At 42.0% G+C, this 25,654-nt stretch carries 39 protein-coding genes; 31 read left to right on the top strand and 8 right to left on the bottom strand.

What is annotated here, in order from left to right:
• Nucleotides 1-11: 11 nt before the first annotated feature.
• The 30 genes from parS (at nucleotide 12) to H735_RS09570 (ending at nucleotide 15,364) form a co-directional block, all read left to right on the top strand.
• Nucleotides 12-434 (top strand): type II RES/Xre toxin-antitoxin system antitoxin, encoded by a 423-nt coding sequence (gene parS, locus H735_RS09710; RefSeq protein ID WP_020194441.1) that lies wholly within the window; start codon nucleotides 12-14, stop codon nucleotides 432-434.
• The gene (locus H735_RS09705; RefSeq protein WP_020194440.1) at nucleotides 434-895 is read left to right on the top strand and encodes an RES family NAD+ phosphorylase; all 462 of its coding nucleotides are present in this window, start codon (nucleotides 434-436) and stop codon (nucleotides 893-895) included. Before parS ends, H735_RS09705 begins: the two co-directional genes overlap by 1 nt.
• Before the next feature lie 203 nt (nucleotides 896-1,098).
• Complete coding sequence (locus H735_RS09700; protein WP_020194439.1) at nucleotides 1,099-1,284, top strand: hypothetical protein; 186 nt, start codon at nucleotides 1,099-1,101, stop codon at nucleotides 1,282-1,284.
• 110 nt (nucleotides 1,285-1,394) lie between these two features.
• Nucleotides 1,395-1,619, top strand: a complete 225-nt coding sequence (locus tag H735_RS09695; RefSeq protein ID WP_020194438.1) for a hypothetical protein — start codon at nucleotides 1,395-1,397, stop codon at nucleotides 1,617-1,619.
• Nucleotides 1,620-1,646: 27 nt separating this feature from the next.
• Nucleotides 1,647-2,441 (top strand): NADAR family protein, encoded by a 795-nt coding sequence (locus H735_RS29640; RefSeq protein WP_020194437.1) that lies wholly within the window; start codon nucleotides 1,647-1,649, stop codon nucleotides 2,439-2,441.
• 223 nt (nucleotides 2,442-2,664) lie between these two features.
• Complete coding sequence (locus H735_RS09685; protein WP_020194436.1) at nucleotides 2,665-2,904, top strand: hypothetical protein; 240 nt, start codon at nucleotides 2,665-2,667, stop codon at nucleotides 2,902-2,904.
• Nucleotides 2,905-3,192: 288 nt separating this feature from the next.
• On the top strand, nucleotides 3,193-3,372 hold the full coding sequence (locus H735_RS09680; RefSeq protein ID WP_020194435.1) for a hypothetical protein: 180 nt from the start codon (nucleotides 3,193-3,195) through the stop codon (nucleotides 3,370-3,372).
• Complete coding sequence (locus tag H735_RS09675; RefSeq protein ID WP_020194434.1) at nucleotides 3,372-3,569, top strand: hypothetical protein; 198 nt, start codon at nucleotides 3,372-3,374, stop codon at nucleotides 3,567-3,569. Before H735_RS09680 ends, H735_RS09675 begins: the two co-directional genes overlap by 1 nt.
• An 11-nt stretch (nucleotides 3,570-3,580) precedes the next feature.
• Nucleotides 3,581-3,799 carry a hypothetical protein gene (locus H735_RS09670; RefSeq protein ID WP_020194433.1) on the top strand — a complete coding sequence of 73 codons (219 nt, stop codon included), beginning with the start codon at nucleotides 3,581-3,583 and terminating at the stop codon, nucleotides 3,797-3,799.
• Between the two features lie 34 nt (nucleotides 3,800-3,833).
• Nucleotides 3,834-4,004 carry a hypothetical protein gene (locus tag H735_RS30805; protein ID WP_020194432.1) on the top strand — a complete coding sequence of 57 codons (171 nt, stop codon included), beginning with the start codon at nucleotides 3,834-3,836 and terminating at the stop codon, nucleotides 4,002-4,004.
• A gap of 350 nt (nucleotides 4,005-4,354) precedes the next feature.
• Complete coding sequence (locus H735_RS09665; RefSeq protein WP_020194431.1) at nucleotides 4,355-5,023, top strand: hypothetical protein; 669 nt, start codon at nucleotides 4,355-4,357, stop codon at nucleotides 5,021-5,023.
• A gap of 68 nt (nucleotides 5,024-5,091) precedes the next feature.
• Nucleotides 5,092-5,370, top strand: coding sequence for a hypothetical protein (locus H735_RS09660; RefSeq protein WP_020194430.1), 279 nt, complete (start codon nucleotides 5,092-5,094; stop codon nucleotides 5,368-5,370).
• 96 nt (nucleotides 5,371-5,466) lie between these two features.
• Nucleotides 5,467-5,802: a hypothetical protein gene (locus tag H735_RS09655; RefSeq protein WP_020194429.1), complete on the top strand. Its 336-nt coding sequence runs from the start codon at nucleotides 5,467-5,469 to the stop codon at nucleotides 5,800-5,802.
• A 12-nt stretch (nucleotides 5,803-5,814) separates the two neighbouring features.
• Entirely contained in the window at nucleotides 5,815-6,309 is a 495-nt protein-coding gene (locus H735_RS09650) for a hypothetical protein (RefSeq protein ID WP_020194428.1), read from the top strand.
• Between the two features lie 83 nt (nucleotides 6,310-6,392).
• Nucleotides 6,393-6,836 (top strand): hypothetical protein, encoded by a 444-nt coding sequence (locus H735_RS09645; protein ID WP_020194427.1) that lies wholly within the window; start codon nucleotides 6,393-6,395, stop codon nucleotides 6,834-6,836.
• A gap of 170 nt (nucleotides 6,837-7,006) precedes the next feature.
• Nucleotides 7,007-7,537 (top strand): hypothetical protein, encoded by a 531-nt coding sequence (locus H735_RS09640; protein ID WP_020194426.1) that lies wholly within the window; start codon nucleotides 7,007-7,009, stop codon nucleotides 7,535-7,537.
• Between the two features lie 175 nt (nucleotides 7,538-7,712).
• Nucleotides 7,713-8,657, top strand: coding sequence for a DUF7007 domain-containing protein (locus H735_RS09635; protein WP_152447574.1), 945 nt, complete (start codon nucleotides 7,713-7,715; stop codon nucleotides 8,655-8,657).
• Nucleotides 8,658-8,679: 22 nt separating this feature from the next.
• A complete protein-coding gene (locus H735_RS09630; RefSeq protein ID WP_020194424.1) occupies nucleotides 8,680-9,078 on the top strand; it encodes a hypothetical protein in 399 nt (132 codons plus the stop codon).
• Between the two features lie 15 nt (nucleotides 9,079-9,093).
• Nucleotides 9,094-9,309, top strand: a complete 216-nt coding sequence (locus H735_RS09625) for a hypothetical protein (protein WP_020194423.1) — start codon at nucleotides 9,094-9,096, stop codon at nucleotides 9,307-9,309.
• 160 nt (nucleotides 9,310-9,469) lie between these two features.
• Complete coding sequence (locus tag H735_RS09620; RefSeq protein WP_020194421.1) at nucleotides 9,470-9,706, top strand: hypothetical protein; 237 nt, start codon at nucleotides 9,470-9,472, stop codon at nucleotides 9,704-9,706.
• A 230-nt stretch (nucleotides 9,707-9,936) separates the two neighbouring features.
• Nucleotides 9,937-10,671: a hypothetical protein gene (locus tag H735_RS09615; protein WP_020194420.1), complete on the top strand. Its 735-nt coding sequence runs from the start codon at nucleotides 9,937-9,939 to the stop codon at nucleotides 10,669-10,671.
• Between the two features lie 52 nt (nucleotides 10,672-10,723).
• Complete coding sequence (locus H735_RS09610; protein WP_020194419.1) at nucleotides 10,724-11,023, top strand: hypothetical protein; 300 nt, start codon at nucleotides 10,724-10,726, stop codon at nucleotides 11,021-11,023.
• 92 nt (nucleotides 11,024-11,115) lie between these two features.
• The gene (locus H735_RS09605) at nucleotides 11,116-11,442 is read left to right on the top strand and encodes a hypothetical protein (protein ID WP_020194418.1); all 327 of its coding nucleotides are present in this window, start codon (nucleotides 11,116-11,118) and stop codon (nucleotides 11,440-11,442) included.
• 9 nt (nucleotides 11,443-11,451) lie between these two features.
• Nucleotides 11,452-11,886 carry a hypothetical protein gene (locus H735_RS09600; RefSeq protein WP_020194417.1) on the top strand — a complete coding sequence of 145 codons (435 nt, stop codon included), beginning with the start codon at nucleotides 11,452-11,454 and terminating at the stop codon, nucleotides 11,884-11,886.
• A gap of 38 nt (nucleotides 11,887-11,924) precedes the next feature.
• On the top strand, nucleotides 11,925-12,134 hold the full coding sequence (locus H735_RS09595; RefSeq protein WP_020194416.1) for a hypothetical protein: 210 nt from the start codon (nucleotides 11,925-11,927) through the stop codon (nucleotides 12,132-12,134).
• A 141-nt stretch (nucleotides 12,135-12,275) separates the two neighbouring features.
• Nucleotides 12,276-12,707 (top strand): hypothetical protein, encoded by a 432-nt coding sequence (locus tag H735_RS09590; protein ID WP_020194415.1) that lies wholly within the window; start codon nucleotides 12,276-12,278, stop codon nucleotides 12,705-12,707.
• Between the two features lie 69 nt (nucleotides 12,708-12,776).
• Nucleotides 12,777-13,577 (top strand): hypothetical protein, encoded by an 801-nt coding sequence (locus tag H735_RS09585; protein ID WP_020194414.1) that lies wholly within the window; start codon nucleotides 12,777-12,779, stop codon nucleotides 13,575-13,577.
• 2 nt (nucleotides 13,578-13,579) lie between these two features.
• Nucleotides 13,580-14,020: a hypothetical protein gene (locus H735_RS09580; RefSeq protein ID WP_020194413.1), complete on the top strand. Its 441-nt coding sequence runs from the start codon at nucleotides 13,580-13,582 to the stop codon at nucleotides 14,018-14,020.
• A 629-nt stretch (nucleotides 14,021-14,649) separates the two neighbouring features.
• Nucleotides 14,650-14,832: a hypothetical protein gene (locus tag H735_RS09575; protein ID WP_020194412.1), complete on the top strand. Its 183-nt coding sequence runs from the start codon at nucleotides 14,650-14,652 to the stop codon at nucleotides 14,830-14,832.
• A gap of 163 nt (nucleotides 14,833-14,995) precedes the next feature.
• Complete coding sequence (locus tag H735_RS09570; RefSeq protein WP_020194411.1) at nucleotides 14,996-15,364, top strand: hypothetical protein; 369 nt, start codon at nucleotides 14,996-14,998, stop codon at nucleotides 15,362-15,364.
• 52 nt (nucleotides 15,365-15,416) lie between these two features.
• On the opposite strand, the gene H735_RS09565 is transcribed toward H735_RS09570, so the two are convergent.
• The gene (locus H735_RS09565; RefSeq protein WP_020194410.1) at nucleotides 15,417-15,728 is read right to left on the bottom strand and encodes a hypothetical protein; all 312 of its coding nucleotides are present in this window, start codon (nucleotides 15,726-15,728) and stop codon (nucleotides 15,417-15,419) included.
• A gap of 384 nt (nucleotides 15,729-16,112) precedes the next feature.
• On the opposite strand from H735_RS09565, the gene H735_RS09560 reads away from it, so the two are divergent.
• On the top strand, nucleotides 16,113-16,610 hold the full coding sequence (locus tag H735_RS09560) for a hypothetical protein (RefSeq protein ID WP_020194409.1): 498 nt from the start codon (nucleotides 16,113-16,115) through the stop codon (nucleotides 16,608-16,610).
• A gap of 66 nt (nucleotides 16,611-16,676) precedes the next feature.
• Here the strand turns inward: H735_RS09560 and H735_RS09555 are convergent, their stop codons facing one another.
• From H735_RS09555 to H735_RS29635, 7 genes are all read right to left on the bottom strand, one after another.
• Entirely contained in the window at nucleotides 16,677-17,825 is a 1,149-nt protein-coding gene (locus H735_RS09555; protein ID WP_161624574.1) for a ParB N-terminal domain-containing protein, read from the bottom strand.
• Between the two features lie 746 nt (nucleotides 17,826-18,571).
• Nucleotides 18,572-19,267 (bottom strand): HD-GYP domain-containing protein, encoded by a 696-nt coding sequence (locus H735_RS09550; RefSeq protein ID WP_020194407.1) that lies wholly within the window; start codon nucleotides 19,265-19,267, stop codon nucleotides 18,572-18,574.
• 74 nt (nucleotides 19,268-19,341) lie between these two features.
• Nucleotides 19,342-21,954 (bottom strand): TraC family protein, encoded by a 2,613-nt coding sequence (locus tag H735_RS09545; protein WP_020194406.1) that lies wholly within the window; start codon nucleotides 21,952-21,954, stop codon nucleotides 19,342-19,344.
• Between the two features lie 12 nt (nucleotides 21,955-21,966).
• On the bottom strand, nucleotides 21,967-22,728 hold the full coding sequence (locus H735_RS09540; RefSeq protein WP_020194405.1) for a TraV family lipoprotein: 762 nt from the start codon (nucleotides 22,726-22,728) through the stop codon (nucleotides 21,967-21,969).
• Nucleotides 22,728-23,549, bottom strand: coding sequence for a thioredoxin domain-containing protein (locus H735_RS09535; RefSeq protein ID WP_020194404.1), 822 nt, complete (start codon nucleotides 23,547-23,549; stop codon nucleotides 22,728-22,730). The genes H735_RS09540 and H735_RS09535 overlap by 1 nt, the downstream gene beginning before the upstream one ends.
• Nucleotides 23,542-23,973, bottom strand: a complete 432-nt coding sequence (locus H735_RS09530) for a hypothetical protein (RefSeq protein ID WP_020194403.1) — start codon at nucleotides 23,971-23,973, stop codon at nucleotides 23,542-23,544. The genes H735_RS09535 and H735_RS09530 overlap by 8 nt, the downstream gene beginning before the upstream one ends.
• Complete coding sequence (locus H735_RS29635; protein WP_020194402.1) at nucleotides 23,973-25,646, bottom strand: TraB/TrbI/VirB10 family type IV secretion system protein; 1,674 nt, start codon at nucleotides 25,644-25,646, stop codon at nucleotides 23,973-23,975. The genes H735_RS09530 and H735_RS29635 overlap by 1 nt, the downstream gene beginning before the upstream one ends.
• Nucleotides 25,647-25,654: the final 8 nt, after the last annotated feature.

Genomic DNA, 25,654 nt, shown 5'->3' with positions numbered 1-25,654 from the left:
AGGAATAGACCATGTATGCAAGTGCTTATCAGATGCTGAGCGGTACGAAAATTAAAATTGGTTCAGTACCAGAGATACTTTCAATTATTCGAACGGGTCTACCTGTATCTATCCTTGATAATGGGACCGAACTGCTTGGCGTTAATAAAACCGAGTATGCTCAATTGATCGGAGCTAACCTTCGAAGCATCCAGCGTAAGCAACAAACAAGTGGCAAGCTAAGTCCAACATCTAGCGAACATGCGTTGATGCTTGCGGAGTTAGTTCGTCTTTCAGACGAATATTTTAAGGATAGAGAAGCAACTTTACGCTGGCTCAACCGTCCTTCACTGGCATTCGGAAATTGTTCACCATTGTCAGTCTGTGACACTGTTACAGGCATCAACATGGCGATGGAAGAGATCAATAAAATGAAATACGGACTTACTGCATAATGGAAATGTTCAGATTATCACACGCTGATTACCCTGACTTATCTGGTGCTGGTGGTTTATACGGTTCTGGTCGCTGGCATGAAAAAGGAGTCCTTGCTTGTTACACTGCTTCAGCACGAGCTCTATGTGTCCTAGAGCGAATGGTTCACGAGTCATTAGAAGATCTACCAAACTTAGTCATGATGACTATATGGGTTCCTGATGACGTGAGTATCGAGCGCTATTCAAGTCAGCAACTACCTGTAGGTTGGGATAGCATCCCAGACTCAGGAGCAGCTCGGTCAATCGGGCAAGATTTCTTTTCAAGGGGTGATTCTCTTCTGATGCAAGTTCCAAGTGCCATTATTTCTGAGGAATACAATTACATCATCAATCCCCGCCACAAAGATGCCGGGAAGATCAAAATCGTTGAGACCAGAGATTATTTTTACGACGCTAGATTGCAGAAAATGATTAGATAAAATTGTGCCGTTCTACTATCGAACGGCATTCGCTTTCGCTCATCATTATTCTACCTTCCTACAATTCCTTACCCTCAATTCTTGGTATAGCGAGAAGATCAATCAATTCGACCTTTTATTTTTTATCCTAGTCTTATTGACAAAGAACGGTTCCATTAGGGGCTGGTCAATTCCGAAAAGTCGATTTGTGCATAGGAGGGAATATGCAACCATACGGATTCTACAGCCAGCATGACGCGGTATACCCGCTTGATGTTGCCGACACTCAAATGCTATTGCCGAAAGGCGCTCGCATTCGAAATAAGAAACAAAAACGTCGCTTACATAAGAAATCAATGCGACAACATCTAAAGCGTCAAACTACCAAAGAAACATTGTTTGCGTGTTAGTTCTCGTGGCGAAGGCTTAGATCAATTGGAAAATCTAAGCCATTTCTAAAATGGTACGAACAAACAACGATGGTTTGGTTATTTATTGGTAGTCGAATGAGGTTTTTCAAATGGCGCTTACAACTGAACAATTCGATATGATTAAGCTTCATGCTTCAATTGGTCGGAAATCGCATCCAGGACACTGCAAAGACCAGTTAATGCCAGTTGATCTGTTTGGTTCTGGGGCGGTATTGAAAAAGCCGGCACCAAGTGAGTATAGAGCAGACCAATGGCATTTAGTCGATGGGTCACTACCAAGAATAGTTTCAGAGTGGGCCTGTAAGCCTTACTAACCTTGATTCAAGTTAAAGAGACATGTAATGAACAATCGTAAAGAACGAATTACGGATTCCCTCGTGTTGTTTTGGGGTGGAATATACAGCAACTGGTTCAAGCGTAGTTTTAACTACGGGAATGTGACGTACTCATCTTGCGAGCAGTTTCTGATGCACCGAAAAGCCCTTTTATTCGGAGATGATGTTACTGCTGTCAAGATTATGAACACTCACAACGTAAGCAAGATCAAGAAACTTGGTCGTGAGGTTCAAGGTTATGACGATGCAATTTGGTCAAACCAACGCTTGGGTATTGCAGTTCGTGGTATTTACGAGAAATTCAGTCAACACGAAGATCTTAAGCAGCAAATGCTTAACGACTTTCAATTCGGTTTTCGTAGCTTTGTAGAGGCGTCACCAAAAGATGAGTTGTGGGGCGTATTCCTCGGACAGAATGATGATCGAGTACTGGATGTTCATAACTGGCAAGGGACAAACCTTCTTGGCACCGCTCTTGATCTTGTAGCTACTCGTTTACTTATTGAGTCCGGGCATAACCTTCGAGAGTTGCCTTTAAATGTGGGTATATTGCTCCAATACATTCCTCTTGCCTGTCGTTTGCATTCTAAAGCGAAAAAGCTATCGATCGTCACTAACGTTTGTATGAAAGCAAATGGCTCAACATTTATGAGTGCAGATGATTGGCTAAATGGCGGTGACGTTATGTACAAAACTATTCGACACTTTCTCGGGTACAGAAAGTTTAACGAGACGGTTGATTTCAGCAAATTTCGACCATGGGAACATAATTTGGAAGAGTGTATTTTCCCTAATCCCTAAATAGTGGTAGAGGATCAATTACGAAATAAAAAGCATTCAATGCCGTTCCCACCTTAAATTCTTCTTTTCAGTAAATGAACCTAAAATGCTCCGTTCGGCGCAAGGCGTTCCCTTAATCTGTTGAAAGCCTATAGATATACAGAAAAATCTATACTTAGAGCCTTTAAATTCAGCGATGTGTATAATATCTTGTATATACATCGTATTTTTATGAGGTATCGAAATGGCTACGAAAGTGGAGTTGAAAAAGGTTAGCATGAATCTAACCCAAACCGACATTACCAACTGTGAAGAATTAAAAACCACCCTAAATCAGAGGACTGAGGCAAGTGTAGTTAGCCTGTCACTGGCTTTAACGAAAGAGTTCACCGACATGATCCTGTCAGGACAGAGAATCTTAACGGAAGATAAGGATGGGAAAATTCAAGAAATCCGAATCGTTGGACTTGTGCAAAACAGATAAACCGAATTAGCCCGTAGCGCTGCCTTCTCCGTCTTCACAGGAAGATATCTTACCCACAGAAAAAGCCCAATAACAAAGTAATATTATGATTTATTGGGCTTTATTTAAAAGTACCATCAACTTTCAACAGCTTAAGCGAACGCCTTGCGTTCGGCGGGGCATTTTTACCTAAAACTCCTGAAGACTGCCGTTTGGTATTATGTACTTAGATCACTTGCTTTGTGCCGCGACTGGATACAATGAACAGGCTACTAAGCTAACGAATGGTAGACGCCATGGAGGTATCTTATGCCAGCACAAGGTTTTTACCCACGTTTGGGTTTCAATTTTTTAGATGCACAAGATAAGCACGACATGCTGCCGCCAGGATTCCGAAGCCGGAAGTCAAAACAAGCTCGGCATTTTCATAAGAAAAGTATGCGTCTTTATTTAAAACACTGCACTCAGATCAATGTTAAGGAAGCTTGATGAAAATAGAAAACTTGTCAGATGATGCTAAAGAATCTTTGGTCGCCATGATTCAGCACTGTACTTCTCACGGTATTGGCATGGGTATGGATGAAGGGTTCGACGTTGATGACAAAAAGCGTCCGTTTCGTCTTGAACTAGAGTCGTTAGCCAAAGAGCTAGAAAGTCAAATTGATAGCAATAAAACAACTAATTAGGGAGTAAGCATATGTTTATGGCGGTAGGTCGCCCGGCTATGGGTGAAACAGCAGTGCATGTTATTGAAGATGCTATGACACACGAAGAAGCAGCAAAAAAAGCCGCTCTAGAGATCCTTGAAGAGCAACACGAAGACTGGAACGACAATATATACATCGATGTCGTTACAGATCAGCACTTCGAATATAAGACTGATTTTGTCTTTGCAATTGAAGACCTTAAAGCCTAAGCCACCAGCGTACGCACTCAAGGAGTAACATTCGATGTTATATGAAGTGACCGGATACCAAACTAAAGAAGATTACAAGCAGAACAAGCCGGACGTGTTCCCGACAGAGTGTGAAGACCACGCGAATGCTGTGCACAGTGATCTTGAAAATGATGGCTACTATTTGGTGACCACGACTGATGATAACGGCACTCTAATTCGATAGCGATAATCAGTTCCATTCTCTTAGATCATTAAAGCTCGGTGGTTATTGTTAATAGCGATCGGGCTTTTTGTTTGTCAGAATGTCATAAATGCATATCTATTTGCTCATATTCACTTTTGCTTGATATATCCCCGAGATATTGCAAGACCTAAGCGAATATCTATTCAATACCCCATTTCTCTTCAGTAAGAAAAACTCTATAGCCTCAACTAACCACTAGGGCACATCTTCTATTTGCACCTCAACCTGTCGTCTTCGTGAAATGTAATCCGATCAATTGCTTCTTGTTGGACGTTAATAAAATGAACTCATAACGCAATTAATCAATTCAATTACTTAAGGAATTCAGCATGACGAACACAGCTAAAATCACCGAACTTAAATCTATCGTTGACCAAATAAAATCAGGTATTAATGACAAGTACCTGAATGTCATGAAAAGCGTTTCTCTTGCCTTTGGTGAGCCTATGGGCGATAACCCATTCAGCGGGTCTTGCCTGTACCTGAATCACCTTCTTTGCGAAGGTCTAAAAGAAAAGGGCTTTGATGCTCATTATGTGGGCGGTGCTGCTAGTTTCGGTTTTAACAAGTCTGGCAATGGTTACTGTGAATACGGTTACGTTACTCAAGAACAAATGCAAATGTACCGCGCAATGGGCTACACAATTGATGATCTGCCATTTATGGGACACGCATGGGTAGAGGTTCCATCCCTAAACGTCATTGTTGATTTAACTCTTATGCACCTTGAGTCGGTGATTAATGACGACAACAAAATGAATGGACTCCCACCGGAAACAGAGTTCTTAATTGATACTAATAAGCTTGTATTAGAGCAATCAGAACTCATCACACGCGATGCAGTTTGGGATTTTAATGCTGGTTGCTCTTACGTCAAAACAGACTCGATCACTCATGAAGCTAAACGCCGCTCTGAGCTGTTGCTAGAAAAAATCGGCTACGCTGAACTAATTCACAAGCAAGGCGGTCCAGAAGCGGTAAACGTTCAATTCTTGTAATTCAAAAATAATTCCGGTGTGCCTTGAGAGGCGCACCACCCCCAGAATTTTAGTACAGGAACATGATCATGAACCACGAAGCACATCAAAATGAAATTTTGGTTACCGACTTGTCTACACTCGAGATCAACGACGTAATCCGAATTTCTGACGGCACCAAACAGCCGCCAAAGCATCACACGAAAAAGCTATCTCGTTGGACGCAGAAGAATCAAACTGCTCTGTTCCATGGTCTGGAGCACAACAACACCATGATTAAAATTAAAGATAAGCCTGAACCGATCATGGTTCATTGGATTGGTCTGGACGGTCTGAAAGTATTTAAGCAAGTATCGGCTCTGAGCTAACTTTGGAAATGTTACTAGATCAATTGATAAGTGTTGGTCATCAATAAAATGAACTCATAACGCAATTACTAAAAACTCATTTTTGGGAGTTCACTTATGAATAACTCAGCTCAGCAATCAGAAGTACTTGTTACCGATTTATCGTCACTTCAAATAAACGATGTGATTCGCATCTCTGACGGCACCAAGAAGCCACCAATGCATCATACGCGCAAGTTAGCTGATTGGGAGAATCAGAATCAGGTTTGTTTGTTTAACGGTTTAGTTGAAGGAGGTGAGCGCCTGTCCGTTAAGGACAAGCCAGTTCCTTCAGCTGTTTATTATGTTGATTTGGCTAATTTACAGGTGTTTAAGCAATCAGAAGAGCAAGCCGAGAGTTATACACCAATGGAAACTCCAACTCGTCGTCAATTACCAAAATTTCCGTATTAAGAGGTTCTCTTTATGTCAGAAATAAACTTTAAAGAAGAAATCAAACTTGACCTATGCGTGCTAACTAATGAAGAACTAAACATCATCGGGTCAAGCACTGTATTTGTTAATCACCGTTTTGTTCCTGCTGTTGATCTAACAAAGCTGCGTAAAACTTATATGGAACTTGTAACCAAAGCTAAAGAGTTAAACCTTAAAGTTCTTCACCGCAATGGACTTAAAAAGCGCCTAGATGACCTCATGGGTCGTAGTGTGCATTACTCGATGGCTCGCAAAGACTACGAAGCAAAATATGCTCTGTTGCGTCTTGGCTTTCAGGCGAAGGTTGATAAGGGCATCTTTGTCGGGCACAGCGATGATTTGGAACTCGAAGGATTAACGAATCTACGCAATGAAATGGAGCGTTTATGTCTATCTCGAGAACTGCTTAAGCAGGCGATTGATATCCGTGACCAGATCACCGACAAGCTTTTAAATATCAATTCTGCAACTCAGTTGGTGTTGTAGAGCTTAAAGCAGGCAAAGGGGCTAACTGTTACCATCACGCAGTTGCCCTCAAAACATAAAGCATTAGATAAGGAAGGAACACTGTGAAGCCAGTCGTTACATTGATAACAGACAAAGTGGGCATGATTAACGTCTACATCGGTGATGCCAAGTTCGGGGTATTTGATCAGATAGACGGTAAGGAGTCAGATTATTGTTGGTTCCCTCGTTCTACAGAAAAGCTTTCGGGCGATGCAATCATGGCTATCGGTGAAAAGCTCAATGAGCTGAATGCCGAGCGTAAAGGCGAAGCCCAATCTGAATCAACGAAAGTTTTTGCTGACGTGCATAATCTGTTTCTTGTATCCGGTCGCGTATGTGGTGACGACGATGACACTGTTCATATTGTTAGCGGTAATGATATCGGTGATGCTGTAAGCACATTTGAAGAACAGTTACGCCATGATTCACGACACCCTGATGAAAACGGACAGGTGTACATAAATACATCGCATCCATTAAGTTACGCTATCGATCAGCACATTTAAAAATAGCTGGTGGACGTATGAACATCTCAATTGCCGGGAATCTTCCCGGCTTTTCTTTGTCTGTTGGGTGCCGCAGTTATCATTTGATAAATGTAACTCGATCAATTGCATTTACTGACTCGTTCATACAATGTCACCATCACCGCAATCACTTTATATAGGCATTTGTCATGGCAACTAGAGACGAATCACTGGGAGCACTAGACGTGCAAAAAACTATCCCCGAGGAACTTTCGGACATATCCACTTTAGATTTGTCAGTACTCTCTGGTGCAATAAATGCCGTTGAGCAGCAGTTTGGTATTGATGCCTGCTTAGAATATTGTGAGCGCCAATACAGCGAAATGTTTCGTTCTGAAGAGTATGCTCTCAACACCATTCTAAGCGATGAATTCACACTTGATGAAGCCAAAGAAGAGCTGTCTGACGGAATCATTATGTCAGTGTTTCTTCAGTCTCAGGCAGAGTACAAACATACTCCCGCGAATGACGATCAAGACTGGTACGCAGAAGGTTTTTACAATTCGTTCGAATGTTGGCAAGAGGCTAATGACAAATTAGTGCAATCTATTCGTGATCAAATCACACCAAATACTCTCGTTGTTGAAATTGTTAACTACAAAGGAGAAGGGGAGGGAATATCATTATTCGACACTAGCAAAACCCTTCGCATTTTCCGCGGTAAGTACTTCTACTCGTAGTCCCTTTAGTAGCCCAAACACATAAGACTAATAGCCGGGTATGCCCCGGCATTTCTTTAAATATGAACTGCCGCGGTTAAGATTTGTGAAATGTAGTCAGATCAATTGCTTTTAGGCGCTCGTTTATATCATCTACTTACTTGTAAAGAAGATTTCAATCAGTAAGGAATTCACCATGGCTACTTGCACCTATACTCCTTGGGGAGCAGCACATAACGTTATCTCGCATATTCGTGGAGTTAAAACTGTTTCTACTTCAACACACGGCGGAATAATGGTGAGCCAGGGATTTGCCAATAAGTTCTTCTCTAAAGCAGCCCTGAAGGTTGCAGAGATGTATAGCGGGTATTTCTGTTACGAAGAGGATGCAGATTGGATGGTCCCTACTTTCGAACTTAACGTCCAACAACGTCGAACAATCCTAACCTCGGATAAATTTGTGCAAATGTCAGATCAGGAAATTGAAGATTACCTGATTGAACAATTGAGCGGGACTAATCCTGATTACCTGGTAGAACGTGGCTTTGAGCCCCGCGGGGAGCTATATGAGGTTCATAAGATGCGTATCGTGGTGGATAAAGCTCGATTAGCTAAAGACCCAGACTTGATCACATGCCCTTGGGGTGACACCAAAACATTCATGCATGGTGTAAATTTAGTTACTACAGCTGACCATAAACGTCACTTCGTTACGGCAGAAAGTTATAGCAAGCAAAGAGATTCAGATCGTGTAGATAGTTTGTTTATGCGATTAAGTGAATGTGATGTAGTCGTAAGTGATATCGTGGCAAACAGTAGTGAGCTAGAGCCTCTTGACGTCCGATTACCTAAGTACGCTGTAGACTTAGCCAACTCGTACCTTGAATTGCTTAAGAATGACCCAGAAGCAGATAAGCGCGAATTAGCTGGTGGGTTTTATGGCTTTCGCTCTAGATACAACGGTACCATGGAAACAGCACGTAGTGAGTTCATTAATCAGTATGCCGCAGAACGCAACGTATCTTCTAGCGAAGCGATTGATATGTTCAACAAATGCCTATCTGACGCGTTGGACAACGTAAATACTGAATTCCACAATTGCCGTATCTTCGCGGATGCTAAAGCAAGACTCAACGCATAATACAAAGCCCAGAGGACAGACTATGTTTAATCATCAAGCAATCAATCCAATGGGCGCTAAGTTCTACCACTTAGGCGCTGGATATCAAGCAACAACCAATAACCGCTATCAGTCTCTCAACGGCATCATGATCAAGCGTAAGCTTTCTGAGCAGGAGAAACGGAGCCCGAAACTCCTTGAGTTGCGCCGTTCGCTTTCAATCAACGCAGATGGTAAAGCGACAGGCATGGACTTCAGTATTAACTCCCAGATCAACTTATTATTGCAGTCGTATGTTGCCAGACGTGTAGGAAGCGCGTTTCTAATCCGAACGTTACGTTATTTGTCAGAGCAATCGCCAGCAAATCGAGCAAGTGGTATCATTGAGATGATCCAACGAAACAATATCCTAGACCTTAAGCGACTTCAGTCTAGGCATTAATATTAGGGTTCACGAATGGAAGTGATTTTGATTTTTCTTTTTGAGTCATTGATTTACGGTGGAATTTATTTAACTGGAGCTTTCGCTTTGAAAGCGTTCACACTTGGTAGATACAAGATTGTGAGTGATGATTGTTACCGTAAGACTGAGTACTTAGCCTTATTTATTGGTATTTCTATATGGGCAGGCACTGGCTATTTAGTCTGGCATCATTTTGTAGCGGTTCAATAACCCTCTACTTTAACGGCGGACATACACTTGTCCGCTGCCTTCCTATCCAAATCGTGCCCTTTCTCATGATCAATTGAATACGAATTCCCCACCATATAATTCTTATTTGTTCAAACGCTCTTATCATCATTCATATGTTTTTATTCTATAAGGATTGATTATGGTTATTGCAGACACTTCAGATGATCTACAAATACTCGACGTACCAGATGGTGCAACGCATCATCACACAATGGGGCGTATTACCCTTTTCTATAAACGCGAGGATCTTTACCGGGCAAACGATGGTCGCAAATGGATGCTTTGGTCAGAGAAATGTAATCGCTGGGTCCAAGCAATGGTAAACACCGTGCATGTTCAAGCGAACGGTCTTCCACACGGGTTTGCTACTTTATAAAATGAATGAGGCTGGTGGAGCTCAAGTTCCGCCACTTGATCATGCTTCCGATATCTGACCATGCTTCCGTCTAATGTTGTAGGTCAATCAAACAATCAGATATACCTGATGTATCCAGCATCATCCTCTGACTGACGAAACCATTAAACTCAACCAGATCACTTAGAAATGGTCTTCTTTTCCTAAAATGGTGATGTCTTTAATCACTACCATATGTCAGGAGTATCAATATGCAGTTATCACTAGACCAAATAACGGGCTTAAACATCGGACTGTTCTGTTATCCAGAGCCAGAATCGGTAGAAGCGTTTAACGATGCGGTATTAGCAATAGGTTTAGGGTACATTACCATTCTTCACACGTCCGGGCGCAGCTGCAAAATGGATACGGGGTGCTACTACTACGATGAAGTTGGCAAATGTATTGTATCGAGCTTCACAGAGCCTGAAGAAAACAGCCTGCTACCTGATGACCTGAATGATTCCAATGAATTGAAAATTGATGTCTTTGTGCAATATGAAGACCATCTATCTGCAGACTTCCACCTTGGAGACGCTGAATTGCTACTTTCTAATGGCGACAAGTTGAAAGTAGGTATCGATGACGGTATGGATGAGCGCGATCGAGTCATCGCGATTATTGCTCACACTCTTCGTGAACTCTCACCTGAATTACGTGCAAGCATGAATGCTGAAGAGCGTTCCTATCTTGTTGATTACCATTATGAGGGCGAAACTCCAGGAAAAAGAACAGCCTTCATTACAGAGAAAAGTATGGATGATTTCCCAGAGAGTGAGGATAAATTCGTCTACTTTGACCTACCACTGAATGAAGCTATTGAAGCTTGTATTGATCAAACCTTAGTTGGAGAGTTCTTAATTGACTCAATAGCCCTTCTGAACAAAGACCAACTCAAATTTACGCTCGACTTAAGTTTGAAAAAGAAAACCATTCTTACTTTATGATCACTACTAATGAAAAGGGAATTAATCAATTCCCTTTTTGGGAGTCAAAAAAATGCATCAGCAATTGATAAACATCCAGCAAGGTTATGAAGTGGGCGCAATGCAAGGCTCAGTTGATGATACGAGCACAGTAATTTTACTTACCGAATTGGCAACCAATCGTAAGTGGGTACTTAAGCATATTTTTTCTGATTCTGAGTACCCAGAATCGAATGATGAAACCACTGTTTTTTTTAACAAGCAACATGCGGTTGATTACACATTAGATCAGATCAGAAAGAAAGGCACTATTGATTTAAGTCATTGGTATACTGAGCAATTCTGGCTAGAGCAAATTTATTACAACAATTGATAATACCTTCATTTCATCTAGATCACTTACCTCTATTCCGTAAACTTTAAAATAGGGATGTAATTACGTCCCCATTCTTTAGGAGTAACCACATGCGATTATTGATAGATGAAATTTCGTTCCCGAATGCTGATGATGAAAATCAAGAAGCAATTGGTACAAAAATCGAACTTGAAGGTGAGGGAGAGGAACTTATTCGCAGACAGTACTACGGTGAATCCTCGATGGAAGAATCTCATGCTATTGATAAACTCGTGACCGGTAAGGTACGTGAAGCTATGGCAAAGTATAAGATCACAGTTTGTGGTGAAGATAATCAGGTATTCGATGCTTGTGAAGGCTGCTTCTCTGTTACGGCGAAGGGCGAAAGCGGTGAAGGTGTAGGTTTTGTTGTTGTCATTTCCGAAGAAACCAATTAGGGGATTGAGATGAATGTTTTTGATTATCTGGCAACGGTAACGTTTGGCTCTTGTGTTCCTGATGGGCGCATCAATTTTGACAAACCAGCACCTAAACACCAACGAGATGTTCAGAAAGTGGCTATCTCGCAAGCTCACTTTAATGACCAATTTGGCAATTACCACTATGGCGGCAACTTCGACGGATCAGACTGTGGTGAGCTAGCGAAACGCTATCCTGGATTGTTTAGAGACGAGATCGTAGCTAACTTTGAAGCTGGAACCTGTAACAACTACCCGGATGCTCGATTTCGCCTCGCTTTAGCTTTGCTGCAAAACCATATTTCTACATATTACGATCCTCGCTATGATGACCATGGTGAAATGGTGTTTTTTGAAGGCAATGGTTTTAGAAAAGCGTTTAATGAAGGACGGTCATATGTATACATGGAAGATCTTTCATAGTGGCACAATGTTTGAATACAAAATGTTAAGGGACAGAAATGTCGGAAAATAGTAAACCAACTGCATTAATCCTATATGAAGCCTCAAGAGGTCAGGCAATCTCTGTAGATGACTACGAAAGGCTTGTAAAAGTGGGGCTAGTAGGAATAGGTATGTATACCGATATTAATCAGATTAATGCCAGACAGATAAGAACAACGATTACCGAGAAAGGCGATCAGATTATCCAGAAAGCGTTAGCAAACTAATTCTATTCATAGGATGTGCCATTGCTGGTGGCGCGTCCCTTTTCTATATAATCCCATGATCACTTGCTCATAGGCAGTCGCTTTTAAAATTCCTTTATCAACCTCTTAGTAACTACTGGTAATCAGGTAAAGGAGCACTAAATGGAAAGCCGTCTAAGCCTTCAAGCACAAACAAACTCTGATGACATCACACCCGAATATGCACTATTCAATCCAATAGAGCTCGATCACCTAATAGAGAAAGCTAAGGCGATACTCGACTGGGGCGATACATCAATAAAATACATCGCTATTGTGCAGGACGTTGAATGCGACTTCATTGATGGTGACGGTGATGTAAATAACGATCGATACCCTCAGTGGTCTCCGTCAGTGCTTCATGTTAACCAGTATGGCGTTAACATCGTATTTGAGCATCATGACTCAGGGCACGAGATGTTCTTTGAGTACGCACCAAAGCACAAAGCAGCGCTACACGTAAAAGCTGATTGCCCTAACTGCGAAGACTATCTCGAATTCGAATCAGCCCCCGGCATGTTTATTCGCAACAAGCAACTTAACGAAAAGCAATAATCCAATCAGTCAGTGAGGCGATTAAGCCTCACTTTCAAACTGCATTTCTCAGTCCAGTAAGGAAACAAAATGGAAAAGTCACTGTTTGAACGCATTATCCAAGTAACCGATATCACCGAGTCAGAGAAACTAACTGAAATACTCTCCGGTTCAGAACTTAAGCCAGAGGACTTTGTACCGTGTTTTGATCTGGTCAATGGCTCCAATGAATTCATGATTAAGTTCGATGAGGTATACCTATCAGATCTGCAGAACTCGATAAAGGAATCTGCTGTGCCAGAATTAGATATCGATGAACTGGTGGCTCATATGGTGCTTGTATGCGATTCTGAGCTTACTGAGGAGCAATTCTGGTGTGAGATGCTACAGGGCTACCAAATGACCTTAGCAGGCGATTCACCGTCTTTGAACACTATGTACTGGAACGGGGTTCCCGACAAGAAGCGTTTAGAAATGGCAATTATCCATTTAATGGTTAAAAACATCTTGAACGTTGAGCAGGGATTATTGACCTCTGTCGATATAGATGCTCGACTTGTTATGCCAAACCCAAGTATTCCGCCATTAACACTGTCTTGTAGCACTGATAATGGCGTCATGTATCAAGTAGCAAAGTTCTCAAATGATGAAGATGAGATCAAGCTTTTCGTTTTTAATGATGGCAGTAAGGACGACAACCTTAACTCACGTTATGGGTACTTTTTCTGTGTAACTGAATTAGAGATCTTTACACAAAATTGGTATGGGAATGTTGTGACTATCTCAAGCATCGAACAAGCGTTATCATACATCTGTGATGACATTAGTAAGGTAACGAATTTAGATGAGGTTGAACAACGTATTAGGGGGTGTATGTTTAATGGAGTCTGACCATGCTTAAAGCTGCCCCACCAGAAACTCTCAATATGGTAGCAGTAAATCAGTCTGTTGCCCGTGAGAAACTGAAACCAGTAAGTAACTTCTATGAAGTTGGCAGTGAAGTTTTGGAGTGGAGCAAGGCATTTGTAAACATGGGACAGTGCTATAATAATGCTCTTGCCATGACGGAGGTAGATAATTGCGATTACGTTCTTGGGTTTCTGTTTATACCAGGTCAGCAAATGATCATAGCTCACGCATGGAACCTAGATGATACAGGGCATTTTGATTTGACATCACAGCTCTACTGGAAGAACCGTCACGAGATCGAGCACTACTACATAGAATTACTTCGTTTGAATCCAACGCAAACGGAAATCTGCTTTAAAAAGGCTAAAGGTCTCCATCACGAAGCCCTGAGAAAACTTGACGAGCTCAAAGACTTCTACACATAAGCTCTAACTGAATATAGTGCTGTTATCTACGCGACCAGTGTATTTATCAGCACATGAATTCCTATAAAACGTTCCTTACGTTGCTCAACGCAATTCTAAAAGCCACTTTGCACTAAAAAAAAGCCGATGTTTTAACATCGGCTGAGTGTAACAAAAAGGTTGTCCAAACAGCAGCTGATTCCCTTAGAGAGTTTCGGAGCCCAACTAAGGATATTTGTGCCTGCCTACTGTTCTTTTAACCCCTGTTAAAAGTGTGTAGTCCTAATTGTGTTTTTTATCCACATCAGGACAAGTTGATCTTACCAAATTATGGTTTGCAAGTGGATCATAAAAATAGCAAATACATGATCCATGAAAGGGAATTTTTGTCCTTATTTCAGATAAATAGGTGAAATGTCACGTGTCCAACTTCCGTTTTTGACAGCTTCGCACAAGTTATTAATAGTTTGAACAACAAATTAAACATTGCGAGCTAACTATGTAAAAACAAATAGCAAATTCTGTTTTGAAGTAAATTTAGTGCGAGTAGGTTTTATGTATAGCGATATGATCAGGTAGTTTGAAAGAGGTTAGTCTTATCATCTTCTCAACTGGAAATTTAGCCCATAACTCACAAGGAGTGTCTTTATATGCGTCCATACGCTCGACAGTATAACCCTGCCTCTAACGCTCACGGATGGGACTCTTCCCCACGCCACAACAAAGCACCTCAAGGCGTTCGTGTCAAAGGTAAGGCTTCAATTAGACGCACCGAAAAGAAAGCGTCACGACAAGATAAAAAGAAGCAAATTGCTATGGAGATGCTTTCATAATTGTATCTGTCTATTGATCAGAGGTGTTTTAAACTTCCCTTGATAGCGTATCGGCTGTTCTGCTTTCAAGCTTGAAGTTTTTCATTTCATCCAAATAAGAGCTTCGCGATGGTTGCAATTGATCATAAAAGTGGAAAAACCTTTTTGATTGCTGGTGGTTTAAATGGGAACTCAGATTATCGGAAATTTAAATTTTGATACCTATTTGGAAATGGAGTATCAGAACTCTCAACATAATGAATTGTTCAATAGCTTTGATGATTTTCGAAAAGCTCGATTGTCCTCTCCAACGCTGTTTTCGAAATGGCTCGAATTTAATGCGCGCTCCGCTCCGCCTCTGGAATGGTTTAAGGGGCTGGTCAAAACATATGTAGAGCTTGCATCCTGGCAGATAGAAGACATCCCAAGACTTCTCCGCATAATAGAAAAGCATTACAAAATTACACTGCCAGATGAGGAGGGGATACTTACGGCTGAATACTGGGTAGATGCACTATCAACAAAGCGGAGGGCTAGAACAAGAAAACGCTAAGAGCTTTACGACTCTTAGCGCCTTAGTAGCGAAGAAAACAAGTTAAACGAATTTATAGAAAGTTAGTGTGTCCACCAATGTTCATGCCTGTAAAACAGTTCGCTGTGTTAGGGTTAACGACATACATCGTTGTTTCTTTGCGCTTTGGTTTCGAACTGGTAGTGCTATCAGCTAATGATACTTTTTGTAGCTTGATAGGTGTAGATTCAGCAATGGAATTTAGGGCGCAAATGCCAGAGATAACTAGCCCAACGGCAATGCAGCCAAACAGAGTGAAAACGTTATGTGTTAAAAGAGTAGATACAATGCCAACCACTGTGGCAACAACTGGAGCATATAATTTTGCAGTTTGTGTAAAGTTCATTCTCGCTACCTCGAAGGTGATTATGTTTTAAAGTTTGATTTGCTTTGTATGAGTTAATTATAACCGATTTGTTTATGAATTAAGCTATCATGTAATCTGATCAGCTTCAATTGCTCACGCCTGTACTACGCTAAAATGTTCTTTCCATGATTGTCCATTCTGTCTATTTTTCCAGTCATCTTGTGTAGTGTTGCAGTTCTTTTCTTGCGTTGCTTTTTTCTTGTGCGGTCACACATTGTTTAGTGCTTGTGATCAGACATTGTTTAGTGCTCGTGTTCAGAATCTCTTTGTAAGTGACATTAGATCAATTGCTTTAGGTTGGTTCGAAGGAAAATCATCTCATGTCAACAGACCGTCATTAGCAAGCCATTAAGGAGAGATTTCATGATTTATTCGAAAAGTGGAATAGCATCAACAAATACTTCAATAAGTCAAAACCCAAAGTGCTCTTTACCAGTTGAAGAACGCCCACTACTGATGGAGATCGATGGTGATGGCATTATTCGTGGAACTAACTACTGGGCGACTAATTTTAACGCTCTAGGCTACGTTTTCATTTTAGCACTTGAACATTCAATGGTTCTGTTTGCTCCTGATTCGCTTAGAGAGCAGCTTTGCAAAGAGATTGAAACCGCTACAGCCATTGAGGTCAATCACGGCATTTCAGCTGAGCACGAAGGAATTGAGTTTTTGGAAATCATCTTTGATGATCACTCACGTACCCCTTACTGTTTAGAGGTCTCTGTTGAGCAGCAAGCTCAGATTGTATTCCCTTTGAAGTCTGGTTTTAAATCATTCACTGTAGTCTTCTCAGATGGAACAAGCCTTTCAGGGCCATCGGTCGTAACCACAAACCAGTCTTTACCAACAGTAAACTGGTAAGTCAGTCAAAAATAAAAAAGCGCTCAACAGTCATGAGCGCTTTTTTTATATATGTATGATTATCAACTAGTCTGCGTTAGCAACTTTCTTCTGTTGAGCCTCATCAATATCAGTTACTTTTTTGTCTTCTTCATGCGCAGTAGCGTAACGAGCGGCAACTATTTCTTTAAAAAGAAGCGCCATCTTTTTACGTTCCACACTGTCGAAAGAATTGAACATATCTACATCTGCATGTTCTTCCAACGCTGCAAGCATTTTAGCGGCAGTCTCATCAAGCTCATTAAAGTTCTTGGCTTTGACATCTACTGTACTATTCACAATCGCAGCGTTCACATCAGCAGCGTAGCGCTGACGTGAAGGGTGAATGTTCTGGAAGTGAATAGATAGTGACGTCTTATCACCTTCACTTGCCATACGGAGCCTGCCCTTGCTTTGTACGCCAAAAGCATTGTCTTCATCAGCTTTTTTCTCAGCAAGTGCGGAGTTATTGAAGGTTTCAATAATCTTGTCCGTGATTGCTGTGTTAATAGCAGTAGTGCTTACTGTTGTACGCTGGCTCTTCTTGGTTTTCTGATGCTTCAGCTTTTGAGTCAATTCAAACTCAATCAGTTCTGGATCGACTTCATTAACAAGGTCTCGTTCAAAATCCATAACCGCGACAAGATTTTCAGAGTCGTTCATAGCTTTGCTGATTTTGTGTAGTTTATAAATCAGCGAAGCACCAAAGGTCGTTGGATCAGTGAAACAGTTCTTCAAAGAATCACGCAGATTATAAGCTTGAAGAGCACGAGTAATGATCGTGGCGCTCTTTAGTTCTGCCGCCCCGATGGACTGCTTGTCCTCAAAAAGACCGTCATCAAGCCACTTCTGATACAGTGCACCACGTTCAATTAGTGACAGCTCTTTCTGTTGAGAGAAAGACTCGGTGATAGAGTTAATCTGGTCTGCTGTAAGGTTACTTTTAGTTACCCAAACCTTATACTCATAACCATCCATAACAGCTACGCGCCAACGACGCGAGCCATCCATTAAATTGATATATCCACCAGCAGAATATGCCCAAGCCGGCTCAATAATGCCGCCTTTGTCTTTGATATCCTTACGAAGAGAGGCTAGTGAAGTTTGCGATAAATATCCTTGATTTCGTGGGTTGTGTTCAGACACACGAACAGTAGAGGTCAGCTCATCCTTGGAAAGAGTAACAAGATCAAACACAACCTCTGTGCGTTTGCCTTTTTTATCAGCGTTAACCCACATACTAACTGTAGATTTGCGAGGGGCTGATTTCGCTTTGTGAGATGATGTAATAGAGTTCATTTTCGCACCTAAGTATCCCTGTTATTTCGTGATGGCATTCTCACGTAAGGGTATTCTATTTAAGTATCCTCGTTCTTCTTGAAGGCGGGTTAAGGTAACACCAGGCCGCATTCCAGAACGGTATGTTCAGTTTTATAAATCACTGCTTTATTTTTTTCATCTTACAGCCAGAAAACAAGACTACAGATCCATTAGCTTGGCAACATAAGAGTAGTTGTTATTTTTGACCGGCATTACTACGTAAGAATCGGACAGTTTTTGTTATTATTCCAATAAAGATTCTTTATTTTTCAAACACAGTGCTTTTTTTTCTGTGTTATCAACTAGCCAGTGCGTCAATATTTTGATTGATACTATTCTTGACCACACCTCTTTTCAAGTGTTTCGCTGAAATTTGCTTCTTTTTGCTCAATTCGTTTTCATCGAATTTGCACATTTTTGTGACTTCGATTTATAAAACGAATTTCGTACTTTGGATTATATAGTACTACATTTTGCGAGCGAGATATCTATCTAGATCTTATTTGTCTCACTTATGGCACAGATCCTAATGCAACAAATGTAACAAAATCTAGCTATAAGACTTGTATTGATAAATCGGTCAGCTTGGTGAGAGCCGTCACTGACCGCGAATTAGAGGGAGTTTAGAAAGTAACGAGGATATCTGAAATTTCTTCTTTTGCATCGAGCAACGCATCAACCAATACAGGGTCAAAAGCTTCACCGCGCATAGACAAGACGACTTGCAGTGCTTTCTCGTAAGGTTGTTCATTAGCGTAAGCGCTACGGTGAACGATGTTATCAACGGTATCGATAATTGACATGAGTCGGGCTACAAACGGGATTTCACCAGCCTTGAGACCATCTGGGTAACCCTTGCCATTATATCGTTCGTGATGGCTTCTCATGCACTGTTCTAGTAGCTTAAAGAAAAACACTGTACGGCCTTGCGTAGCTTCAAAGACACGCTCGGGTGACATAGTATGTTCTTTGATTAAGTTGAATTCAGCATCTGATAGACCGCCCTGGCGATTCAGAAGAATTGGTGAAACAGTTGTCTTACCAAGGTCATGCATGGCACATGCTTTAGACAGGTAGTAATGCATTTTCGGTGATGATTTGAGGTACATTGCATCCGCATCGTTCAGCTCTGAATGATCAATCTTACGTAGAATGGCAAGCGCGATTTTTTCACAACGCAGATTGTGTTGTCTCACCGCATCCAAACCATTATTCTCACTGAGGCTTACAATCCCAATCAATAGATCAATGATCGAGTTTTCAAGCATTTCAACATTTTCTTCGGTGTTTCTCGAAATGTCTATGCCAAATAATTCCATAAATATCTCCTGATATGTGGTTGCTATGGTGTGCAACCTAAAAAGGGCCATAGCTTTGGCTATGGCCGTTGAGATTAAACAATGCTATCTAAGATGTCGCGCTCAGAATGAACACGCTTGCTTTCATTCAATCCCGATTTGCCGCGATTTTCATCTTTGATCATAAAATCAATAGCTTCACGAATACTCATGCCCGCTTTACGGTATTTCTCTATTACCTTCAGCTCTTCCGGATCAGTCGTAAACATTAGCTGCATGTAACGTGGTACATACAAGCGAACAACCTCTGCACCAGAAGATCCTCGGATATAAATCTCCGAGTATTCGCCTTTACGGGTATGAAGACTCTTAAGCAATTGGAAGTCTTGGTCATTACCGGAGAACTGACCTGCGGCCTGTGCTTGATCCACCTGCTCAGGTTCTTGGCGCAATAGTACTTTCCATTGCGAGTTCGCTATGATTGCGGTACCAACTCGAGAGTTGTAGTAATCGTTAATGCTTTGTGAAATCGCAATGCCGCACGCATTATATTTCCTGAATCGACGCCATCCTGCCTCAAGGAATGCGCGAATATGCTGCGAACCACCGTCATCATCCGATAAAAACTCCCACGCTTCATCAAGTCCAAATATTTTGCGCTTGTCTTTACCGGTTAAGAACATCTCATGCTGAATTGAAGAGATACACTGAAGCAGCACAGCACGCTGTAGAATCTTCTTAGCTTTCAGTTCTTCAAGCTCGAATACGACAAAGTGACCAGAGAAGTCTAGAGGTGGCAATTCATCACTAAAGTAAGATCCATACATACCACCTTTACACCATCGTTCAAGCTGTACACCGATATCATTGATACGGGTATCTTCATGAGCAAGACAACGATCGCGGACATTATCGATGGTACCTGCATTTTCATTTTCTCGCCATTCATCGGTTACAATGTTGGCAAGGGCCGAACTACGGAACTGGTCTAATTCCGACTCAGGCGCTGCCATGTATGAGATCAGCGAAATAAGCATATCAGCCTGACCATCTTTACCATCAAAGTCGTGAATTGCTTTGAATGGGTTTAAGCTGTACTTGAAGTCATCATCAAACACAACAAAACGCCCACCAGCCATCTCAACAATTTTTTCGTATGAACGGCCAACGTCAATGATGAATACACGACCGCCATCAAACACTCGCTGACTATCTAACGGCTCTATATCAGAGTCTTTATAGAATAGTTTTCCACCAAGTTCGGAACCCGACGAGAGTATATTGGTGAATAAACCATTTACCCAGAACGATTTACCTGAACCGGAAGCTGCAGCAACTGCAATATTATAGTTACCATCAGATGTGAATGGGTCCCACATGAACAGCTGACCCTCGCGTGTAATCATAGGGTATACTGGTTTATGGAAACCATTACCTTTCCAAGCTGATACAATAGGGCAGAGATGCTTTAATACGTTCGAAGGGAAGCTTGTGTATCGTTTTAGGCTACTCATCAGATCAAGAGATTGTCCACCGGGCAGAGCAGCTTTGAACATCGGCAAACAAAAGAAACTATCTTCGGCTAGCGTCCAGCCAACCTTCGCGCCATGAGATTGCACCATTTGTGTGACACGCTGACCATCGCGGCGGTCTTTGGTGAACAGAATCACCTGCAGGTAGGCATTAGTAAACTGAGCACAATCCTTATCAATAGCAGTATTGAAAAGATCATAGTCTTCTTTTTGCCATGATAGACGGTCTACCCACTTTGCAAACGGTGTACTTGCCATGTGGGACGTATATGTACGCTTACGAGTAAACTTATCTTTTGCAGCCACCTGGTTAGGGTAGTGAATGTTTAAGGTGATCAAGAATGGACATCGGATACCTGACTGACCTTTTTGCCAGTCAACAACCAATGAGTACAATTGACCAAAAGTCATAATGCGTGGGTACTGGTTTACAGAAAGTACTTTGACAAACTTTCCGTTCTTCTCTCGAGACTGATCTTCGGTGTTTCCAAGTTCAATACCATCAGACCATGTTTTGATCTCACCGCCAACATCTAGAATTTGGTCACGAATCATTTTAGAAGCATCAAAGAACCCTGGATTCTGTCGCCAACCTGAATCTTCATTCCAGTTATGCACAACTTTCATTCTATGAAGGAACATTTCGGCATTCATGCGCTGTGGCTGAAGATGTATTGACTCCAACACACCTTCAAGAGCTTGACGTTTACGCATGAACGTCTCTAACTCTTCAACGCTAGGACGCAATTCACGGGTAGGATAGGAAATAGTTACCCACACTTCCATATCACGGACAAGAACTTCCCCACGCTCTGAAAGCGGGTGAATAGTTTTCTCTTTAAGGAAGCCGTAGTTTGCTTTTGCTACGTTATCAAGTAGATCAGAGATTTCATGGTTTTCGTTTCGTTTGCCTCGGTTCCCTTCGTAGCGATCGAGCATCCATTGGATATCTGGAGACGCAAACATTGAGATTTGAAGAAACATATCTGCTGGAAAGTCTGTTTTAAAAAGGTCTTCTAGAGCACTCTGTACTTCTTGGTTAACACCATTTAGTGGTTGGCAGACAAAAGTACTCATGAGACCACCGCCATCCATGATGAAACCACCAAGCTCATCGATGTACTCCAAATAGGGGAGGTTATCACCCCAAAGGTTTGCATTGAATGTGTTGTTCATAGATTGCTTACCTTATTGGTTGAATTGCGATGAGTTTCCAACAGCCTTCGCTGCAGCTTCCATCGCTTCAGGTGGTACAACACCTTCGAAGTTAAACTCTTGCGCAGGTTGACGCGTGCTCACTCCCATACCGCCAGTATTAGATGGTGTTGATTGAGAAGCCATGGTTGCACTACGTGACAATGCTCGAACTGCTGTAGGTGTTCTTGTGCCAATGCCAGTTGATGCTTTATCGCCAATGATCCACTTACGTTTCTCAACTTCTGCAAAATATTGAACTGGCATAACCAGTACATCATTTTCATTTTGGTAAGGGGCGATGGTGATACGAAGAATGTCAGGTGTTGAGCGTACAGCTAACGGATCAGCTGATGGCAGGTGTAGGCGCTCTTCCTGGTATCGTCCGTAAGCAGCTGAGCGATCCTTTGTAGAAAGAGGTTTGTTAGCTGCGGTGTTATGCTCCCATGGGTCAGATTTGACTTTAGTCGTTTTACACTCATCGTCATCACAATCATCTTTTACTGCAGTATGACCAGCACTATAGCTAGCTGAGTTAGGGTCATTACGTGCTGCTTCATCACGAACTTGTGCGGCAGTCATACCTTCAAGATTGCTGTATGTATCAGTTGCAGCCCACACTTCACGGGCACTAACACAATCGATGCCGGTTGCACCAACGCCACATTCTGGCGGCTCTTCACCGACGTTAAATGCTGAACACCCACCCAAGAGTGATAGGGAACCGATAATTGCTGCTAATTTAAGTAGTTTCATTATTTTTTACTCCAATCTAGCCCTTGGATGGACGCTAGGTTCTCTGGTTTGAAATCCAGGAATTGTTCAAGATTTTCAGGAAGGCCGGCGACTGTCGCCCCATGACTGTTATATGTAAACGGGTATGATTTAACGTTGTACATTCGCTGTAGAGTGAACGTTGAGATAATGTCATTTACGTTGCACTGCGGGTTCTGCTCTAAATGCGTTGATGCGTCTTCCTTGATAGGGAATTTCATATCAAGGTACCGTTCTTTTGCTAACTTACGGTCCATCGCGCACATAAGGTGGGCAACCGAGTTGCCGGCTACCTTATTTGTCGTTGCCATCAGGATTACATCGATTGTGAATTTATCCATGTGTTCTTTGACAAATTCAACCGTAGACTTTGACGCTTTGTCATCTTGTACGGGTGCCATGATCGTTATATCTGCTTTAGGCTTGTCAGGACCATAACGGAACATTGGTAATGGCATCTTCTGAACTTGCTCTGGATACACTAACCACAAATCATTTGCAGTCTTAAGATCAAGGACTTCTTCACCATTCATGATATTTACAACGCGTTTAACTTCGAATGCGTAACGCATATTCGAACCCATAGCGACGTAGTTACCATTTTTAAGCTTTGTTAAAACCATTCCGCCTGTTTCTGGTAGCTTTGCCGTCCAATCTGCGTTTGCAGTGATACTAAAGAAATCGGTTAACTTCTGCTCTCGACTATTTGCTACGGATTCGGATAGAGGGTCATTTGCTAGAGCATTACCGGAAACCGACGCGGCCAAAGCCAACGCAGTTAAAGCAGTATTGATTCTATTCATTGATGTCACCTCGTTTAGCTTTAATAGCTTCAGGTGTAACGTTTATGAACTCAGCGAAACCAACATCACCGATGATTGCATCAGCATCAAGGATTAAGTAGCCCTTGCCGTTATATAGCTCAACTGTTTTGCTGATCGCTCTTCGACCAAGATTGCCAGATGGATCAATCTTCGCCCAACTTTCAACTGTATCATCGAAGCTGATGACTGCGATTTTGGGAGTCGTATCCACCTCTTTTGTCATTAAAGAAGAAACGGCATCCTGAAGACCAGTTATCTGTTTTTGCTGGTACACAGCAAAAAGAATAAGCAGCACGCAAAGGATAGGGGCGATGTTGTCCATAAGGCCTGTTACCAGACCTTTACCTTGCTTTTCTGCAGGAGCCTTTGTTTGCTCTTGCATAGGTTCTTTTTTATCGGTCATTAGCGACGAATCCCTACAGTTTGAGTTGCTACGTTAGTTGCATTTCCGTTCACAGCTGTTGGTTGCTGTGCTGTACCAGTGTCTTCATTGAAGTCAAGTACACTTAGAGATGTCACAATAAAGTCCACTTCGACACCAGGTGAAACCTTCAAAGTAGGTTGCATTTTATCTGCAAGCTCCATGTAGTAGTCAGCTAGTCGTTCCATGGCGGTACCCGCACCACCTAAAGCTGCTGAACCGGTAAGTTGAGTCATTTGTTTACCTGAGATAGCGTAAACACCGTCCTCACTATTCACTTCTAGTGATGTTTGGCTAAATATGTCCGTCAGACCTTGTAGGAAGCCAGCCATTGCTGTTTTCGCTAGCATCTCACCATTGCGAGAGATCAAAGTAGCCGGAACTCCAGTTGAACCATCACGACCAGTAGCTACCGCTTTGATTGAATCTTCAGTTGCTGTTCCGTCATCGCGGATGCATGTAATGGTAGAAGCACGGTAGTCAACTCGAGTTGATTCAATAATCGGCTTGGCTGATGCAACGATGACACATTCTTTAACTTCTTCAGATACGTTGAAGTTTGGCATTAGAGCTTCTCGTTTGATGCGGAAGATACCAGGCATTGGATCGTTACTTGCGTTAGAACCAGTTGGAACATAAGAACCGTTCATCAAAGTTCCCGAAATAATTGAACCTGCCGTTAGTGGAACTAGATTTGATTTGCGAATCTTTTCCTGTTTAATCACTTCTGCACGACTTTCAGCAGCGATACGCATTTCATTTTGTTTACTGCGAAGTTGGGCCTTAGCTTCTGCAAGCTGTTCAAAGATAGTCAGTGACTTGCTCTTTTCGCCATTAGCGCTTACCGGACCATTAGCTTTATCAAGCATCTGACCAGTAGCAACACGCATACTACTACCGCTGTTAACAACGCGGATACCTGATTGCGGAATCCCACGAGTCATTGTTGGTGCACTGTAGTTTGATTGTGCTGCTGATGAGTTGCGAGGACCTACAACAGTATTAGGCGCTAGGTTCTGAGCGGAGTTACCTCTATTAAAGCCACCTTGATTAGCTACGTAGGGATTTGCATTCTCAGGCAATTTCACTCCCGGAGCTAACTTGCTAATGTCTTCGCCATTCATAAGAGCATTTACAACGTTTTGAATGTTCTGTTTGTTTTCATCCTTAAGCTGGTTCAGAGCATTCTTATGCTTAGCTTCCGAGTCACGTTTTTGCTGTTGCATTTTCATTTCAGCTTCATCGAGCTCATCGTAGATTGCTTGCTTTTCTTTAGCCAGATCATCGCGCTCATCTTGAACTTGCTCTTCTCGAGCCTGCATTTCTGTCTCCATTACCTTCAACAGATCAGCAGATGCAATTTCATCTAGCTTGTCAGCACCACCTTCGCTGAATACAGTTGTTGGTTTGTTTGACTCACCTGAAATATCATCGGTAACAAGCTGGTATTCGTTTTTGCCACGTTTTGCACGTACATGCTGTTCTGGCATTAAAGAAGAGGCGATAACTATAAGAGCGGCCACGATACCGAAGATTACGAACTTGCGCTTCTTTTCATCAGCCCAGAAGGAGTTTTCATCGTAGTCACGTTCTGCACTTTTTTTCAGAAGTCTGGCAGCGGCTTCTTTTGCTTTTTGCGTTAGAGTTACTTTCATTTAAGCCA

The organism is Vibrio owensii CAIM 1854 = LMG 25443 (assembly GCF_000817815.1).
Lineage (GTDB): Bacteria > Pseudomonadota > Gammaproteobacteria > Enterobacterales > Vibrionaceae > Vibrio > Vibrio owensii.
Note: the sequence above shows the minus strand (reverse complement) of the source record. Positions and strands in the feature narration are given on the sequence as shown.

Bases quoted from the DNA above. Each gene is read 5' to 3' on its own strand.
- H735_RS09635 (WP_152447574.1), top strand. From the start codon at position 7,713: ATGGCTACTTGCACCTATACTCCTTGGGGAGCAGCACATAACGTTATC.
- H735_RS09535 (WP_020194404.1), bottom strand. From the start codon at position 23,549: ATGAATAGAATCAATACTGCTTTAACTGCGTTGGCTTTGGCCGCGTCG.
- H735_RS09695 (WP_020194438.1), top strand. From the start codon at position 1,395: ATGGCGCTTACAACTGAACAATTCGATATGATTAAGCTTCATGCTTCA.
- H735_RS29635 (WP_020194402.1), bottom strand. From the start codon at position 25,646: ATGAAAGTAACTCTAACGCAAAAAGCAAAAGAAGCCGCTGCCAGACTT.
- H735_RS09615 (WP_020194420.1), top strand. From the start codon at position 9,937: ATGCAGTTATCACTAGACCAAATAACGGGCTTAAACATCGGACTGTTC.
- H735_RS09655 (WP_020194429.1), top strand. From the start codon at position 5,467: ATGAATAACTCAGCTCAGCAATCAGAAGTACTTGTTACCGATTTATCG.
- H735_RS09685 (WP_020194436.1), top strand. From the start codon at position 2,665: ATGGCTACGAAAGTGGAGTTGAAAAAGGTTAGCATGAATCTAACCCAA.
- H735_RS09530 (WP_020194403.1), bottom strand. From the start codon at position 23,973: ATGACCGATAAAAAAGAACCTATGCAAGAGCAAACAAAGGCTCCTGCA.
- H735_RS09550 (WP_020194407.1), bottom strand. From the start codon at position 19,267: ATGGAATTATTTGGCATAGACATTTCGAGAAACACCGAAGAAAATGTT.
- H735_RS09625 (WP_020194423.1), top strand. From the start codon at position 9,094: ATGGAAGTGATTTTGATTTTTCTTTTTGAGTCATTGATTTACGGTGGA.
- H735_RS09680 (WP_020194435.1), top strand. From the start codon at position 3,193: ATGCCAGCACAAGGTTTTTACCCACGTTTGGGTTTCAATTTTTTAGAT.
- H735_RS09565 (WP_020194410.1), bottom strand. From the start codon at position 15,728: ATGAACTTTACACAAACTGCAAAATTATATGCTCCAGTTGTTGCCACA.
- H735_RS09660 (WP_020194430.1), top strand. From the start codon at position 5,092: ATGAACCACGAAGCACATCAAAATGAAATTTTGGTTACCGACTTGTCT.
- H735_RS09620 (WP_020194421.1), top strand. From the start codon at position 9,470: ATGGTTATTGCAGACACTTCAGATGATCTACAAATACTCGACGTACCA.
- H735_RS09665 (WP_020194431.1), top strand. From the start codon at position 4,355: ATGACGAACACAGCTAAAATCACCGAACTTAAATCTATCGTTGACCAA.
- H735_RS09705 (WP_020194440.1), top strand. From the start codon at position 434: ATGGAAATGTTCAGATTATCACACGCTGATTACCCTGACTTATCTGGT.
- H735_RS09580 (WP_020194413.1), top strand. From the start codon at position 13,580: ATGCTTAAAGCTGCCCCACCAGAAACTCTCAATATGGTAGCAGTAAAT.
- parS (WP_020194441.1), top strand. From the start codon at position 12: ATGTATGCAAGTGCTTATCAGATGCTGAGCGGTACGAAAATTAAAATT.
- H735_RS09630 (WP_020194424.1), top strand. From the start codon at position 8,680: ATGTTTAATCATCAAGCAATCAATCCAATGGGCGCTAAGTTCTACCAC.
- H735_RS09640 (WP_020194426.1), top strand. From the start codon at position 7,007: ATGGCAACTAGAGACGAATCACTGGGAGCACTAGACGTGCAAAAAACT.
- H735_RS09600 (WP_020194417.1), top strand. From the start codon at position 11,452: ATGAATGTTTTTGATTATCTGGCAACGGTAACGTTTGGCTCTTGTGTT.
- H735_RS09670 (WP_020194433.1), top strand. From the start codon at position 3,581: ATGTTTATGGCGGTAGGTCGCCCGGCTATGGGTGAAACAGCAGTGCAT.
- H735_RS09700 (WP_020194439.1), top strand. From the start codon at position 1,099: ATGCAACCATACGGATTCTACAGCCAGCATGACGCGGTATACCCGCTT.
- H735_RS09545 (WP_020194406.1), bottom strand. From the start codon at position 21,954: ATGAACAACACATTCAATGCAAACCTTTGGGGTGATAACCTCCCCTAT.
- H735_RS09540 (WP_020194405.1), bottom strand. From the start codon at position 22,728: ATGAAACTACTTAAATTAGCAGCAATTATCGGTTCCCTATCACTCTTG.
- H735_RS09590 (WP_020194415.1), top strand. From the start codon at position 12,276: ATGGAAAGCCGTCTAAGCCTTCAAGCACAAACAAACTCTGATGACATC.
- H735_RS09585 (WP_020194414.1), top strand. From the start codon at position 12,777: ATGGAAAAGTCACTGTTTGAACGCATTATCCAAGTAACCGATATCACC.
- H735_RS09570 (WP_020194411.1), top strand. From the start codon at position 14,996: ATGGGAACTCAGATTATCGGAAATTTAAATTTTGATACCTATTTGGAA.
- H735_RS09650 (WP_020194428.1), top strand. From the start codon at position 5,815: ATGTCAGAAATAAACTTTAAAGAAGAAATCAAACTTGACCTATGCGTG.
- H735_RS29640 (WP_020194437.1), top strand. From the start codon at position 1,647: ATGAACAATCGTAAAGAACGAATTACGGATTCCCTCGTGTTGTTTTGG.
- H735_RS09610 (WP_020194419.1), top strand. From the start codon at position 10,724: ATGCATCAGCAATTGATAAACATCCAGCAAGGTTATGAAGTGGGCGCA.
- H735_RS09675 (WP_020194434.1), top strand. From the start codon at position 3,372: ATGAAAATAGAAAACTTGTCAGATGATGCTAAAGAATCTTTGGTCGCC.
- H735_RS09595 (WP_020194416.1), top strand. From the start codon at position 11,925: ATGTCGGAAAATAGTAAACCAACTGCATTAATCCTATATGAAGCCTCA.
- H735_RS09560 (WP_020194409.1), top strand. From the start codon at position 16,113: ATGATTTATTCGAAAAGTGGAATAGCATCAACAAATACTTCAATAAGT.
- H735_RS09575 (WP_020194412.1), top strand. From the start codon at position 14,650: ATGCGTCCATACGCTCGACAGTATAACCCTGCCTCTAACGCTCACGGA.
- H735_RS09605 (WP_020194418.1), top strand. From the start codon at position 11,116: ATGCGATTATTGATAGATGAAATTTCGTTCCCGAATGCTGATGATGAA.
- H735_RS30805 (WP_020194432.1), top strand. From the start codon at position 3,834: ATGTTATATGAAGTGACCGGATACCAAACTAAAGAAGATTACAAGCAG.